The sequence below is a fragment of the Larkinella fluvii genome, from assembly GCF_051857545.1.
GTDB lineage: Bacteria > Bacteroidota > Bacteroidia > Cytophagales > Spirosomataceae > Larkinella.
Genome location: NZ_JBPZHB010000001.1, coordinates 873,710 through 887,569, shown reverse-complemented (window position 1 = coordinate 887,569; position 13,860 = coordinate 873,710). Strand labels below are relative to the sequence as shown.

Genomic DNA, 13,860 nt, shown 5'->3' with positions numbered 1-13,860 from the left:
TGCCGACAACAGCATAAATAATTACTAAGTATCGGCTAAGTAACCACCGGCAGTTGATACGGGATGGCCCATCGAACGCGTCCCGCCGTCGTCCATTCCGGTCGATACGGGAGCTGGTCACAATGCGATTAGAAAATAATAAAACGAAGAAAGACCACTCAATCACTTTTCAAAGTGATTAGTTGTCTGGAGAATTTTTGAGGGCTATTATTGTCTGATAAATACTTATACCAAAGTTGGCTGTCAGAAGTTTTTAATCCGATACTTCTTTAAAAGAAAATATTTCAAGCCAATTTAATCCCCATTTTGTCCTATCTCTGCTCTGAAAGACACTGTAGCTGTCTGAAAACTCTCAAATAATCAACGAATTATGTTGGTTAAATACAACTCAATCACCCTCGTCACCGGGAAACAGCCGACGATTTCAGAAAAACGCACAAACTGTACTTATTTAATATGGATTCATTTTACTCTCAACGTGTATGATTAGTCTTGTATCCAGGGTTTATTCCCTTCCTTCCCGTGCTGCCGGTACGCGAAAGGCCACCCCCAGGGTTTATGCGCGGGTTGGAAAGCGCTTATTTGACCTTTTCTTTACCAGTCTGCTCACAGCACTCGTGCTCATCTGGCTTGTTCCCCTGATTGCGCTGGCCATCAGCCTGACCTCACCGGGGCCGGTCATTTTTGCCCAACTCCGTACCGGCCGGAACGGCCGCCCGTTCCGGTGTTTTAAATTTCGTACGACGGTTTACCATCCCCGGAAAAAATACCACGCTACTCACCAGCAGCAAGCCGACATCACGCCCGTGGGCCGGTTTTTACGGAGCAGCCGCCTGGAAGAATTACCGTTTTTTTTCAATGTGCTGCTCGGCGACATGAGTTTAGTTGGCCCCCGCCCCCATTCGCTTCAGTACGATGCGCAATACTGGACGGTACCCGGTTATCGCGAACGCCAGACGGTGCGCCCAGGAATGACCGGCCTGGTCCAAACCCGACTGGATACTGCTTCGACGCCGGGACTGATTCAACTGCCGTACGCCTTTCGCTACGACCGCTGGTATGCTCGTCAACACTCGCTTTGGCTGGATTTTAAAATCTGCTGGTGGGCTATTGCGGGCCGGGTGAAAGCCCTAAGTTGAATCAAAGGGTGACAACACACGCTAATTAACAGACAACAATTGTGACCAAAAAGGGAAAATAGTAACATACTGGCATAGTGTTTGCTAACGTTTAAGAAAGCTATGTACTCATCGTTACTTTTCCATGAATACCGCACGTACCAGTATCAAAGTTAGAGACCGCAGAGGGAGAGCTGTCACGATTTCTGCCAAACAAATCCTCTTTTTTGAAGGCTGGAGCAACTATAGCCGTATTTTTCTCAACAAACAGAACGGTTTTGTTTCTAGTTATACGCTGAAGGAACAACAGGAATATCACCCTTCCTTCTGGCGTATTTCGCGGTCGCATCTGGTCAATCCGGAGCATATTATTCAGATGGATTTGCACGATATGCACAATAGCTGGGTTGAATTATCAGACGAAACCCGCCTTTCGGTCAGCCGTCGGAGAGTAAAATCCATTGTCACACTGGCAAAATTCTTCAACCTGCTGGTTTCCTGAAAACAGGCCGATGCTGCCTGTCGGGAAACGAATGAGAATGCCCGGTAAGCGGTCGTCGACCTCCATACTGCCATTTACTCAACGCTAAACATGAAAGACAGGCATGGCCTGGTGTGTTGCTGTCTAACAGCCCGCGAGGGCGTTTAGAAGCACCACCGGGCCCGTTGCCGATGACTTTCAGGCCCCTGCATCGCTTCGCTCCTCCACCTTGCGCAGAGTTGGTTTGCAATGGGCTTATTGTGATTCGTACTCAACGTGTAACGTAAAAATGCTGAATCGGTATCACTGGTTTTATTACCGGCTGCGATCTTTATCGACTGCAGAAGTGGGCTTCCGGCTGCGCCAGTATTTCCAGAAACAAGCTGACAGACAACTGGTTGGACGGAAAGCAAACGTTTTCCTGGCAACCTGGCCGGAGCGTATATTCGGTCTCTCTTCCGGTAATGTTCCGGCGTTTCCCTTTTTACACGAACAGAAGATTTTTGAACAGACGCTCGACTATCGCTATCCGATCGACTGGCACCTCGACCTGAGTACCAACAAACGGTTTCCGCTCACTTACGCGAAGGAAATCAACATTCAAAACGCGGCTTTTGGAAATGTCGAATACGTCTGGGAAGTCAACCGGTTCCTTTTTCTGCCGGCGCTGGCGCTGCGTTACCAGCTCACAGCTGACCCGCGGGAATTAAGCCGGCTCATTACCCTCATTTCGTCGTGGGTGAAGGCAAACCCCTATCTGCTCGGCGTCAACTGGTACAGCAATCAGGAAGTGAATATCCGGCTGATTAACTGGTTTATCTGCTGGAATATTCTGGATGCTTCTGTTCTGGCAAAAACCGACCCGGTTTTTCAGCGTTTTGTTGAATCGGTCTGGCTCCCGATCATTTACCAGCACTGCCTTTATAGCCGCAACAATCTTCCGTTTCCTTCGACTGCCGGGCAACAGCTCATTGCCGGCTATGCAGGTTTGTTTGTGGCCAGTTCGTTGTGGAAGTTTCCGGAATCGCTCGCCTGGCATTCGTTTGCCCAGGGTGGTCTGGAGCAGGAAATGCAGCGCCAGCAGGGAGCCAACGGGATCAATCCGAAAGGAACCGCCGGTTCTATTCCTTTCATTACGGACTTGTTTCTCCTTCCCTACCTAACCGGTATACGCACCGGGAATCCGTTTTCCGCACACTATACCCATCAACTGGAGAACATGTTTTCGTATATGGCCCAGTTGCCCGACGAACAGGGCCATGTTCCTGCCTACGGCGATGAGGGCAGCGGGTATCTGTGGTATCTGGATACCCCGACGCCGACCGGCAATTTCCGGTCGCTGCTCTCGGCTTCGGCAATTCTGTTTGGCGATCCGCTGTCCAAAGAACGATCGCACGGTTTCGATCTGAAAAACCGTCTGCTTTTTGGCGACGAGGGTCTTCCGAAATTCAAGGCTGTTCCGACCCGGAAAACGACCCTGGGGAGCCAGTTTTACCCGGCAGAAGGGCATTACATCCTCCGTAAACAGGAGGCCGGTACCGGTGAAATTTACGTCCATTTCAACGCAGCTACGCTGGATCCTTCGGCCTTGCCCCCCCACGGTCATGCAGATGCGCTGTCATTTGTCATGCACGTCGATGGACAGCCTTTTTTTGTCGATTCCGGCACCTATGTGCAATATTCAACTTCGGATTGGCGCCGGTATTTTGTCAGTACCCGCGCCCACAACACGGTTTGTATCGACTGCGAAAATCAGGCATTTCAGGACGATGATCTGCGGTGGCTGAATCCGTATGTCATTACGACTCACAAAGCCGAGATCAGTGACTATTCGGACGAAGTCATTGCCTCCCACAACGGGTATGACCGGCTCGGGTGTTCACACCAGCGCCGGATGGAGTTCGATAAACGAAATAATCGCCTGCTGATCGATGACCAGGTTGAAAGCCGTTGGACCGGGACTCGTACGGTTGAAGTTCTTTTTCACGTTCATCCGGCCATCCGGTTCCGGGCCAAAGGCCGCAATCATTTTATCCTCTCGCACCCCCAAACGAAGCGGCTGGTGGTTCTGCACATCGATCCGGTTTTGCAGGTCGAGGTCGTCAACGGCCAGCAGCAGCCAGACTTGCTGGGGTGGTATTCAGCGGGCTTGTATCAGAAACAGGCTACCTGCGTTTTCAGGGCCTATCTAACCCTGGGTGCCAAACGACGCGTTGAACTACAGCATCAAATCACTGTGCAATCCTGAGCGAAATCCGGGCCGGTAAAGCGCAAAAGATAGTAACATGGATAGAGTAGTTAAGAAAAAAACCAGTCAATTGACTGGTTTTTTCTTTCAAATAACCTGATATTCTCACTATTAAAAATCTATTTGCAAGGTATTAGTTTCCATACAGCAAACGAAAACCTTTTGTAAACATTTGGCGGGCAATTTCGGGCGAAACCACTAGAAATGACGTATTGTCGCGGGCAATAATCTGGGCGTTCAGGCCTTCCATAAAAAACTGGTTCGCACACCCGATGGCTTGCGGCAGGTTCGTAAAACTACAGGACTGCAATTGATTGCGTGACCGGTTTGAAGTCGTCAGGTAGGATGCGTTCTTGAGCGTGTTCATTAAAAGTACAGTTACGGTAAGACAGTTCAAAGGTAATAATCCGTAAATAAATTAAGTAATAATACTTATCAAATTTATTATTCGGTAGTAAACTTTAAAGCTAGAAAACATCAAATACAGTTACAAACCAGACAAATACCGAAATACGTAAATATATTTTCCTATTTTTCAGAATCCAGCCACCCCCAAGCACAAAGCGCATTTCGAAGCGGTCGTGGGTGGCCTGCAAAGGAAGACTACCGGTAAAAGTGGCCCGGCACTCTTTACGTTTACATACAGCGTTTTACATTTAATTATACCTTTCGGTTCCACCGGTTTTTCTACAACGAAATACAAAGCCCTTCTTATATAGAAAGCCTGCCTCCAGGGGAAGCAGGCTTTTCTGTTAGTCCAGGTTATTAAATTGATTGGCTCAGGAGACTTACTCCTTGAGTACTTTCAGCGTACGGAGCAATCCTTCGCCCCGCTGAATCTGGAGAAGATACATTCCGCCCGGCAAGCCGTTCGATTGCACGTTGAGGGTAGCTTTGCCCGGTTCAATCCGCGTGTCCTGGTCCGAAACCGGCAGTTGCTGCCCCGTCGGCGAAACGATTGAAAAACGATAGGGAGCCAGCGGTACGATCTGTTCCTGGGATTCCAGCGGCAGGTTTACCGTGATCTGATCGCGGAACGGATTGGGATAGACGCCCCAGACTGCCGATTCGGCGTTGGGCATGGGATTCGCCACCGAAATTTCGGCGTTTTCCCGCTTACCGGAAACATTCCTCACGTAGAATGTAATCAGTCGCGTGACGAGCTGGTTGCCCTGAACATTGGGGTTTTTGTAACCCGTCACTTTCAGCATGTAAATACCAACCAGGGGCGGAATTCCGCCATTATCGCCCACCAGCGCCCAGGGTGCGAAATTTTCCTGAAAATTGACGTTTTTAGGACCGCTCAATTCAAATTTCACACTCAATACCTTCGTCTCAATTTCGAAAAAGATATTGATCATCGCCGGCAGCGTATTCGCCATCAAAACCGTTTCGTGGTTCAATTCCTGAATGAAGTTCTGCGGTTCGGGTCCTTTTCCGGCTTTGTAAAGCTTTATGACGATGTTTTCTTTTACCGTCATGCTGTAGGTGACGATTGCAGAACCGGCCTTGTTGTCGATGGCCTTTACGGTTACCGTAACGGTTTGTGCCGTTGTGGGAACACCGCTGATGACACCGGTGGTAGCATTGTATGAAAGCCCTTTCGGCAGATTGGTCACCTCGACCGACGTGATGCTGCCATCCGGATCCGAAAAATGCGACTTGCCAAGTGTATAGGAATAGGCAATGCTGATCGTTGCGGTTTGGCTGGGAAGTTCACGCACCAGAACGGGCAATTGATTGGCCGGAGCCTCATTCACCGTCAGCCGGAAGGTCGTCGTCACGGAGCCTTCACGGTTATCCGTCGCCGTTACCGTCACCGTCGTGGTGGAGGGTGCCGTGGGTATTCCGCTGATCACCCGCGTAGCGGGCGTATACGTCAGCCCGCTGGGCAAACCGCTCACAATTTCCACTTTCGAAATGCTGCCATCGGAATCTGTAAAGACGCCGGCTCCGATGGTATAGCTAAACGCCTGACCGGCCGTTCCGGTCTGATCCGGAATGGACTGTGCCACCACGGGCGGAATATTTTCCGGAACCGGAGCGGGGTCCACCGTTAGCTGGAAGGTAGTGGTCACGAAGCCTTCCTGATTGTCGGTGGCCTTCACCGTCACCGTGGTTGTCACGGGAGCCGTAGGCGTTCCGCTGATCACCCGCGTAGCGGACGTATACGTCAGCGCATTGGGCAAACCGTTCACGATTTCCACTTTCGAAATGCTGCCGTCTGAATCCGTAAAGACCCCGGCCCCGATGGTATAGCTAAAAAGCTGCCCGACGGTAGCGGTTTGATTCGGAATCAGGCTGCTGACCTGCGGTGCCTGATTATCCGGCGGTGAGGGCGATGCTACAACCACCAATTTGAATGCAACCGTTGCGGTTCCGCCATCATCGTCCGTGGCCGTCACACTAATCGTTGCGGTTTCGGGCTCCGTCAGGGTTCCGGTAATGGTCCGGTTACTCTGGTTGTAACTCAGGCTGGCGGGCAAGCCGCTGACGGCCATGCTGGTGATGGTCCCGTCGGAATCGGCAAACGTTTCAAGCGGAATCTGAAAAATGAACGCTTGTCCAACGGTAACCGTCTGGTCGACCGGAGCCTGAACAATGGCCGGTGGCAGATTGGGGATGGGGGCCGGTTTGGGTGCAGCATTGACCGTAATCCTGAAGGATGTAGTGGCCGTTGCACTCAATGCATCCGTCGCCTTCACCGTCACCGTTACCACTCCCTCGGCGGTTGGCGTCCCGCTGATAAGGCGGCTTCCTGCGTTGTAGGTCAGTCCATCGGGTAAGCCACTCACCTGCGTAGTGCTCAGGTTGTTATCGGGATCGGTAAAAATACCGGTGGCCAAGGTAAAGGCGAAGGGCTCTCCCACGCGCGCCGTTTGATCCGGAATGGTTTGGCTCACCACCGGCGGGCGGTTTTGGGGAGCCGTTGTAACCACCACTGTAACCAGCGAGGGCGTATACCCGCCCTGACCATCCGATACAATCAAACTGGCCGTAAATGTACCGGCCTGGGTAGGTGTACCATTCAAGGTACGGTTTGCCTGGTTGTAGGTCAATCCAACTACGCCACCGGACATGGCATAAACGAGCGTCTGGTTCTCATCGTCCGCAAATTCCGGAATCGTATACGAAAAAGGAACATTGACCGACGCATAGAGGATGGGAATTGGAACCGCCGTGGGTGGCGTATTGCCCGGTTCCGCTACCTGGGCCGTACTGGACGGACAGTTCAGCGTGATCGGCGAGCCCTTCAGATAATAATCCGAATTCTCGATCCTCATGCTAATGACGTGCGGTTTGTCGTCCTTGATGCTGGCCGGAATCAGGAATTGGTACCCGTGTAGGCCATTGCCTTTTTTGGCCGCTACCAGGTCCGGCCGGTTGACATTGGCGGTAAAGGTGCCGATCACATTCAGGCCGTCGAGTACTTCCACCGGCATGGGCGTATTGGGCAGATTTCGATCCCAGACCCAGCCCCAGATGTCACCCTCGCAGTTGTATTTGTCGAGATACCCTTCAAAATTCCCGGTCCGTTTCACCACCGGAGCGGTTTCCCGGATGGTAACCTGCAACGGAACCGAAGAGACCACTTCGGAGGGATCGGCAGCCGTATAGGTCAGCGAAAACACGCCCACTGTGGTTGGTGTGCCACTCAGCGTGTTCGTTTCTGCGGAATATGTCAATCCCGGCACCGTACCAGCAAGGCGGTGAATCAGGGGTTGCGATTCGGGATCGGTAAACGGTGGCAACCCGTACGAAAAGGCTTTTCCGACTTCGCCCAGGGGGACAGCGACAACCGGGGCAACCGGAGCCTGGTTGGTTCCGCCGGGATCGGTCACTGTCATTCGGAAGCTGCCGGTGACCTGGGCTCCCAGATTGTCACGGGCCGTCAGCGTCACCATGGCCGATTCGACCCGCGTGGGTGTACCCGTAAATTCCCCCGTTGTACTCACCCACTGGATGCCTTCCGGCAAACCGCTCGCTGCGACACTCACAATCGAACCATCCGTATCGGTAAAAACCTGGCCAATCGAATAGCTAAAGGGTTGACCCACGGTAGCCGACTGGTCGGCCAGGGGCTGGCTCAAAATGGGCAGGCTGTTGATAACTGGGGCTTCATTTCGAAGCAAATCTTCGTCCAGTTCAATCCGTACCGGTTTGTTTCCGTTCTGTGCATACCGCTGTCCCCAGCGCTCCTGGGCAATCACATGGTTCTTTAAAATATCCGACAGCTTATAGCCAATGGCTGCCCCGACCGTTTGAACCTGGGTGACCGGCTGGTTCAATAATCCGTTGTTGACCACCATCGTTATCAAATCCGTCAGTTTTTGCCGGGCATTCGTGCCGCCAAAGTTGGCCAGTGTCAGCATTTTGGCGCCGTGTTCAAAACACTGGGAAATTTGCTCGTAATATTTCTCGGTCGATACCGACGTGTGGAACATCCCGTCCACGGCGTTGATCATAAACGCCCCCGGCCGGAGATTCGTCCGAACCACATCCATCGAAAACCGGTGATTGTAATCCGGCCCGTCGTTGAACTTCAGACCATCGACCGACTGGCCCAGGTTTTTGAAGGCAAGCGACGCCCGCAAGCCCGAGAGCCGGTCCCAGACGCACCCGTGCTGGTTGACAACGACGATGCCCGGATCGACCCCCTTGACAGTGTTGTTGATCTTGTCGATAAACCCTTTCAACTGACGGTGCCGAAACACATACCAGTCTTCGCCCCGAACACCGGTGTGCGACGCATACGGGTTCGAAGGAACGTGGGGCAATGGCCGCACGCGGCTCCACTCACTGAAGTCGGTTCCCCAGCGTTGGTTGAGCTGGGCCAAACTGAAGCGAGCCTGCAGATACTGGCGAAACGCTTCCAGTTCCGATACGCTGTAATCGTAGGGAACCACGTATTTGTTGCCCGACGGGGGATCGTAAACCGGCGAATATTCGGCCTCCAGCGCGGGCGAAGACACCACTGAGAAAAACAGTAGCTGGCCCTGTTCCTGGAGGTAATGGTAGCGGTTGGCCGCTTCCAGCACAAAAGCGTTGGCCCGGTCGACGGTTTGCTTGTGGGAAAATGAAAACTGGATGATTCCCTTGGTCAGGTTCCGGGAGCTGTCGGCCGCCTGCATGGTTTCATGAAGCCCCCAGAAGCCGCCAAGCCGTACGGCATCACGACCGACATGGACCCGCAGCGCAATTTTCAGACCCAGCCGTTGGGCCGTCTGGATGTGAGAATCGATCACATCCCAGCTCGCGCTGCTTTCGACCGTAGGATAAACCCGGTCCCAGTTGATGGTGATTTCAACGGCATTACAGCCCGTAGCGGCCGAGTGTTCGATGCGTTCATCGTCGATGCGGGCATCCGTCTCAAAATTAAAAATCGTCAGACCGAGGTAACGCTGACTATCGATCACAGGCGGAGCAAACCGGGCATTTTTCGCAGCATGAGGGGGCGGAGTGTCCGCCGGGCGAGCCATGGCAAACTGAAAAGATGCAACAAGAAGCACTGCTATTTTAAAAACATGCTTCGGAAATGGGACAGGGAAACGAGAACGCCAAATGCGTACAGGTAGATTTGAAATCATAAGTACCGTTGAGCAATTTTGTGATCCAACAAAAGGGTATTTGACTAAATACCCCGTTTTCTTCTCTTACACTTCATACAGGCCACCCTTTGCCATTAAACTATGGACATAGGTATGGATTTACGAATCCTTTTGTCTGACAATTAGTACTCGATTTGCTAGCGAGAAGAATAATGCAAAAGCGGTGCCAATGGAATTTTTTGTTATTCTTTGGTACAAATACCTGAAATTCAAATATTTGCACACCAACTATTTCATTAAAAAAAATCTAGAGAACGGTTTTTCATTCATTAGCCGCCACTCAAAATCGTGAAACCAGCAAATTTTATAACGCTATAATTGCCGATAAATACGGCCGCTAAACGAATTGGCAGGACGACTCTTAATCTCCTCCGCAACCAGCGCGTGGCGGTTTCAGAAAAGGTAAATGCGACAAGGAATGTTCCGGTATTGTAGAATGATCGTTCGACTCTATTGTCCTGATGTGCATCGATTTTTAGGCCCACCTGAACAAAAAAACGACTATTTTCAGCCACAAACCGGTGTGAACCGGACCCACCCAACCCGTAGCGTTTAAAGGTCTCCTAAAAACCATGCCACAGTACCGATAGATTAACGAGATCCATTTTGAAGCCCTGACCAACCGGACTTTCCACCCATCACCCGGAGCCTGGGAAGACCAGGTTCTCTATTTTCTGCTGCTGGATCGGTTTTCGGATGGGCATGAACAGGGCTTTCTGTCGAATGCGGGCGAAATCGTTCATTCCGGCACGACCCCGGTTTTTACCCCTTCCGATGCAGACAATGCCGTACAAACCACGTCAGAAGCAGCAAAGTGGCGGGCGGCAGGGCGTCGTTTTGCCGGCGGAACATTGAAAGGGTTACAAAGCAAGATGGGCTATATGAAACGACTGGGGAGCACCATCGTCCGGATCAGTCCGGATCTAAAACAGTCCCATGCCCAGGAAACGTATACGGGAAATGGTATTCAGAATTTTCTGACTGTAGAACCCCGGTTTGGCACGCCCGAAGCGTTCCGCGAAGTGGTGGCAACAGCCCACACGCATGGTCTATACGTCATCCTTGACATTATCCTCAATCACGTGGGCGATGTGTTTGTCTATCAGGCCGGGCAACCAAACTACCACCAAGGAGACATGCCCCATCCGGTGATGGGCTACCGCGACCAGCATGTTTCGAAACCGGTTCGTGACTGGTTTCGACGATTCCAATTCCATGGGTAATGATAAAACCCGGTTCTGCGCCGATCCGGATGCCAGCCGGCAACTCCTGGCCGCTGTGGGACCTCTGGCCACCACGCTGGGAATCCCGTGCCTTTATTACGGTACGGAACAGGGTTTCGACGGGCAGGGTGATGAGCATCTTCCATTCGGGAAGCCCTGTTTGGCGGGGATTTTGGGGCTTTCCGGAGCCACCAGCGTCATTTTTTTCATGAAGACCACCCCACGTTTTAAGCCGTCGCCCGGATTCTGACGTTGCGAAAACAGCACCTGACATTGCAGACAGGACGGCAATACCTGCGGCCCATTTCCGGCGACGGTATTTATTTCGGGCTCCCCACCCTGCCTGGCGATCCAATGCGCTCTGTTGTCCCCTGCTCGCGGCTTTTCAACCGGCAGGAAACCGTTTGTGCCATCAATACCGGCCCGAACAACGAGCAAACCGCCTGGGTAACCATCGACCATGAACTCCACCCGCTCGGAACGTTGTTGACGTGCCTGTATTCGACCCTTCCCACCCAGATTCAGTCAACGAACCGGGTGGAGGTTCGCCATGGTCGCGCCATTCTGCTCACCGGTCCGCCGGACGGTTTTGTCATCTATACCTGACCCTTACTCCGGAACATACGGGCCACCGGTTTCGCCCCAGCCCCAGGCCGGCATCGGCGCATCGGCCTGAACAGGGTTGTCGGTCGCTGTCGAATTCAACACCGCAATCCGGCTTCCCCATTCCAGATAACCCAGCAGGGCAGAACGAAACTCCGGATCGTCGGGCAGGCCAATTTCATCCGCGCTTTCGAGCAGCAGGCTCATCCACCGGCGCCGTTTGGACTCGTCGAGCTGCTTTCCGAGGTGATGCGCCACCATGCTGGCGTGGCTTCCGCCGTCGGTTTCCGTGTAATGTTTCGGTCCGCCAAAAACTTCGCCAATAAAATGGGCAACGTGGCTGGCGTGTTCGGGCGACATGTGCCGGAATACGGGTTCGAGCAATTCGTCCTTCAAAACTTTCTGATAGAAGAGCGTCGTTAGTTGTTCCAGCCGGTTGGTGCCGCCCAGCCAGTCGTTTAGCGTGGGGGTGGTGCGTTCGTTCATCGTTGTGTCGTCAGTGGCTTCAGCTTCACCAGTCGTATTGAACCAGCAACAGCCCGATCGTAATCAAGGCTGGCAGAGCCTGGGTAAAGAAGATTTTTTTATCCGCCGTCAGGGTTCCGTAGAGCCCGGCGACGGCCACGCAGGACAGGAAAAAGAGCGCCACGTTGGCGTGCCAGACCGGATCACTGATCAGCAGTGACCAAATCAAACCCGCTGCCAGAAAACCATTGTACAGGCCCTGATTAGCCGCCAGGGCCTTGGTTGCCGGAAATAAGTGAGCCGGGAAGTTCCTGAACACTTTCGGCCCCCGGGTGGTCCAGGCAAACATTTCAAGCCAGAGGATGTAGAGATGAAGCACCGCTACCAGTCCAATCAGGATTTTAACCAGCATAATTATCGCGTTTAAAGTCTCAAAGCTCAGCTCATCCGTTTACTCCATCAGCCAGATCCGGTCGGTTTCGGCACCCTGCTCCGTCCATTCCACCAGCACCCGCTGCGACTCCAGCGTGTTGACGCGCTTGCCGATGTAGTCGGGTTTGATGGGCAGATCACGGTTGTACCGCCGATCGATCAACACCAGCAGTTCAATCGTGCGGGGCCGCCCGAAAGCCGTCATCGCGTCGAGTGCGGCCCGCACCATTCGTCCCGTCGAAATCACATCATCGACCAGAATGACCTTCTTATTTTCAATCAGAAACGGCACATGCGTTGTATTGGGGCGCAAGGGTGACTCGCGCCGGCGAAAATCGTCACGGTAAAAAGTCGCATCCAGGTAACCCAGTGGTATTTCTTTCTGCAGCGTCCGGCTCAGTTCACGCGCAATCCTTTCGGCAAAATAAATGCCGCGCGGCTGCATGCCCAGCACCACCGTTTCGGCAAAATCCTGGTGGTTTTCAATCAGTTCCTGACACAACCGGCTGATAACAATCTCCAGCAACGGACTGGCGAGGATAAGGCGTTTTTGGTTCATGAACGAAAGATAGTAGTCGGTTTTCAGTTTTCGGTTTTTCCGCAGGTGTTTTTTGTTGAAAGGTTTCTGCGAACTTTGCAACCGGATTCAATTGATAAACCCCTCAAAAACGGTTTTCTATGAAATTTCTCATCGCCGGGCTGGGCAACATTGGCCCGGAATATATGCTGACCCGTCACAACGCCGGTTTTATGGTGTTGGATCGGCTGGCGGCTCAACACGGTTTTAGTTTTTCCACCAACCGCCTGGCCTACACCGCCGAATGGCGTCACAAGGGGAAAATTATCCACCTCATCAAACCCACGACCTACATGAATCTGAGTGGGCGGGCCGTCAGCTCGTACCTGAAACAGTTCAGCATTCCTACTGAAAATCTGCTGGTTATCACCGATGACAAAGATTTACCTTTCGGCAAGCTGCGACTGAAACCGAAAGGCTCGGCGGGTGGTCATAACGGCCTGCGCAGCATCGATGAAGTGCTGGGTACGCAGGAATACGCCCGGCTTCGGTTCGGGATTGGCAATGATTTTTCGAAAGGGAGGCAGGTGGACTTCGTTTTGGGAACGTTTCCACCGGAGGAGCTGGCGGAATTGCCAAACCACCTTGACCGGGCTGGTGAGGCCGTGCTCAGTTTTTGTACTTCCGGGCTACCACACACGATGAATTTTTTCAACCAAAAATAGAACTATTTAAAGATTTTTGCAATTTCTGAAATAAAAATTTCCTTTGGCTAAATTGTGCAATTTGTAGTATATTGTTTCAATATAGCGGTTAAACAGCATAGAAACGGTGTTATAACGTATTACAAATCAATACCATACCACCCATTACCATTACTATTATTAAAAAATAAAATTTGTACTCTTAAAATTTATTGCGATATTTGCATTGTTCTTCAACGGGAGAACAATTGAACAAAATCAGGAATTTCTAAGTTTATTTGAAATAAAAAGATTTTGTTGCGTTACTTCTGAATTATTGTTGCGTCTTAAGTGTAGTTAAGTTAGAAAGCTGCCAGACGGTACGATTTAAAAGACAGAAGGAAACAGCTAAGTTATTCAAGAAGAAAAGGTTAAGGGTTTAGGAATAGTCAGTATAAAGCCTCTCGCAATGATCGGGAGG

Annotated in this window: 12 protein-coding genes; 7 read left to right on the top strand and 5 right to left on the bottom strand. The window is 51.8% G+C overall.

Features of this window, described 5'->3' with window-relative positions; translation table 11 throughout:
- Nucleotides 1–482 precede the first annotated feature (482 nt).
- The 3 genes from ACS5NO_RS03470 to ACS5NO_RS03460 all read left to right on the top strand — a co-directional run bounded on the left by ACS5NO_RS03470 (nt 483) and on the right by ACS5NO_RS03460 (nt 3,847).
- Nucleotides 483–1,139: a sugar transferase gene (locus ACS5NO_RS03470; protein WP_439413848.1), complete on the top strand. Its 657-nt coding sequence runs from the start codon at nt 483–485 to the stop codon at nt 1,137–1,139.
- A 124-nt stretch (nt 1,140–1,263) separates the two neighbouring features.
- A complete protein-coding gene (locus ACS5NO_RS03465; protein ID WP_114408088.1) occupies nt 1,264–1,620 on the top strand; it encodes a LytR/AlgR family response regulator transcription factor in 357 nt (118 codons plus the stop codon).
- A 268-nt stretch (nt 1,621–1,888) separates the two neighbouring features.
- A complete protein-coding gene (locus ACS5NO_RS03460; RefSeq protein ID WP_439413847.1) occupies nt 1,889–3,847 on the top strand; it encodes a heparinase II/III family protein in 1,959 nt (652 codons plus the stop codon).
- Nucleotides 3,848–3,980: 133 nt separating this feature from the next.
- Here the strand turns inward: ACS5NO_RS03460 and ACS5NO_RS03455 are convergent, their stop codons facing one another.
- Both ACS5NO_RS03455 and ACS5NO_RS03450 read right to left on the bottom strand, forming a co-directional pair.
- The gene (locus ACS5NO_RS03455; RefSeq protein WP_439413846.1) at nt 3,981–4,214 is read right to left on the bottom strand and encodes a hypothetical protein; all 234 of its coding nucleotides are present in this window, start codon (nt 4,212–4,214) and stop codon (nt 3,981–3,983) included.
- A gap of 421 nt (nt 4,215–4,635) precedes the next feature.
- Nucleotides 4,636–9,327, bottom strand: coding sequence for a putative Ig domain-containing protein (locus ACS5NO_RS03450; RefSeq protein WP_439413845.1), 4,692 nt, complete (start codon nt 9,325–9,327; stop codon nt 4,636–4,638).
- An 845-nt stretch (nt 9,328–10,172) separates the two neighbouring features.
- Here ACS5NO_RS03450 and ACS5NO_RS03445 point away from each other — a divergent pair.
- Genes ACS5NO_RS03445 through ACS5NO_RS03435 form a run of 3 tightly spaced genes read left to right on the top strand, consistent with a single transcriptional unit; the run spans nt 10,173 to nt 11,285 of the window.
- Complete coding sequence (locus tag ACS5NO_RS03445; RefSeq protein ID WP_439413975.1) at nt 10,173–10,679, top strand: alpha-amylase family glycosyl hydrolase; 507 nt, start codon at nt 10,173–10,175, stop codon at nt 10,677–10,679.
- Nucleotides 10,672–10,929: a hypothetical protein gene (locus tag ACS5NO_RS03440; RefSeq protein WP_439413844.1), complete on the top strand. Its 258-nt coding sequence runs from the start codon at nt 10,672–10,674 to the stop codon at nt 10,927–10,929. Before ACS5NO_RS03445 ends, ACS5NO_RS03440 begins: the two co-directional genes overlap by 8 nt.
- A gap of 2 nt (nt 10,930–10,931) precedes the next feature.
- Entirely contained in the window at nt 10,932–11,285 is a 354-nt protein-coding gene (locus ACS5NO_RS03435) for a hypothetical protein (RefSeq protein WP_439413843.1), read from the top strand.
- Between the two features lie 3 nt (nt 11,286–11,288).
- Here the strand turns inward: ACS5NO_RS03435 and ACS5NO_RS03430 are convergent, their stop codons facing one another.
- From ACS5NO_RS03430 to pyrR, 3 genes are read right to left on the bottom strand one after another with little or no spacing between them, the layout of a single operon-like run.
- Nucleotides 11,289–11,768: a group II truncated hemoglobin gene (locus ACS5NO_RS03430; protein WP_439413842.1), complete on the bottom strand. Its 480-nt coding sequence runs from the start codon at nt 11,766–11,768 to the stop codon at nt 11,289–11,291.
- Between the two features lie 25 nt (nt 11,769–11,793).
- On the bottom strand, nt 11,794–12,159 hold the full coding sequence (locus ACS5NO_RS03425; RefSeq protein ID WP_439413841.1) for a DUF1304 domain-containing protein: 366 nt from the start codon (nt 12,157–12,159) through the stop codon (nt 11,794–11,796).
- Nucleotides 12,160–12,198: 39 nt separating this feature from the next.
- Nucleotides 12,199–12,738, bottom strand: a complete 540-nt coding sequence (pyrR, locus tag ACS5NO_RS03420) for a bifunctional pyr operon transcriptional regulator/uracil phosphoribosyltransferase PyrR (RefSeq protein WP_150879512.1) — start codon at nt 12,736–12,738, stop codon at nt 12,199–12,201.
- 119 nt (nt 12,739–12,857) lie between these two features.
- On the opposite strand from pyrR, the gene pth reads away from it, so the two are divergent.
- A complete protein-coding gene (pth, locus tag ACS5NO_RS03415) occupies nt 12,858–13,421 on the top strand; it encodes an aminoacyl-tRNA hydrolase (RefSeq protein ID WP_439413840.1) in 564 nt (187 codons plus the stop codon).
- Nucleotides 13,422–13,860: the final 439 nt, after the last annotated feature.

Excerpts from the sequence above, each read along its gene's own strand:
- ACS5NO_RS03450 (WP_439413845.1), bottom strand. The coding sequence starts at position 9,327 with ATGGCTCGCCCGGCGGACACTCCGCCCCCTCATGCTGCGAAAAATGCC.
- ACS5NO_RS03465 (WP_114408088.1), top strand. The coding sequence starts at position 1,264 with ATGAATACCGCACGTACCAGTATCAAAGTTAGAGACCGCAGAGGGAGA.
- ACS5NO_RS03470 (WP_439413848.1), top strand. The coding sequence starts at position 483 with ATGATTAGTCTTGTATCCAGGGTTTATTCCCTTCCTTCCCGTGCTGCC.
- ACS5NO_RS03440 (WP_439413844.1), top strand. The coding sequence starts at position 10,672 with ATGGGTAATGATAAAACCCGGTTCTGCGCCGATCCGGATGCCAGCCGG.
- ACS5NO_RS03425 (WP_439413841.1), bottom strand. The coding sequence starts at position 12,159 with ATGCTGGTTAAAATCCTGATTGGACTGGTAGCGGTGCTTCATCTCTAC.
- pyrR (WP_150879512.1), bottom strand. The coding sequence starts at position 12,738 with ATGAACCAAAAACGCCTTATCCTCGCCAGTCCGTTGCTGGAGATTGTT.
- ACS5NO_RS03430 (WP_439413842.1), bottom strand. The coding sequence starts at position 11,768 with ATGAACGAACGCACCACCCCCACGCTAAACGACTGGCTGGGCGGCACC.
- pth (WP_439413840.1), top strand. The coding sequence starts at position 12,858 with ATGAAATTTCTCATCGCCGGGCTGGGCAACATTGGCCCGGAATATATG.
- ACS5NO_RS03455 (WP_439413846.1), bottom strand. The coding sequence starts at position 4,214 with ATGAACACGCTCAAGAACGCATCCTACCTGACGACTTCAAACCGGTCA.
- ACS5NO_RS03460 (WP_439413847.1), top strand. The coding sequence starts at position 1,889 with ATGCTGAATCGGTATCACTGGTTTTATTACCGGCTGCGATCTTTATCG.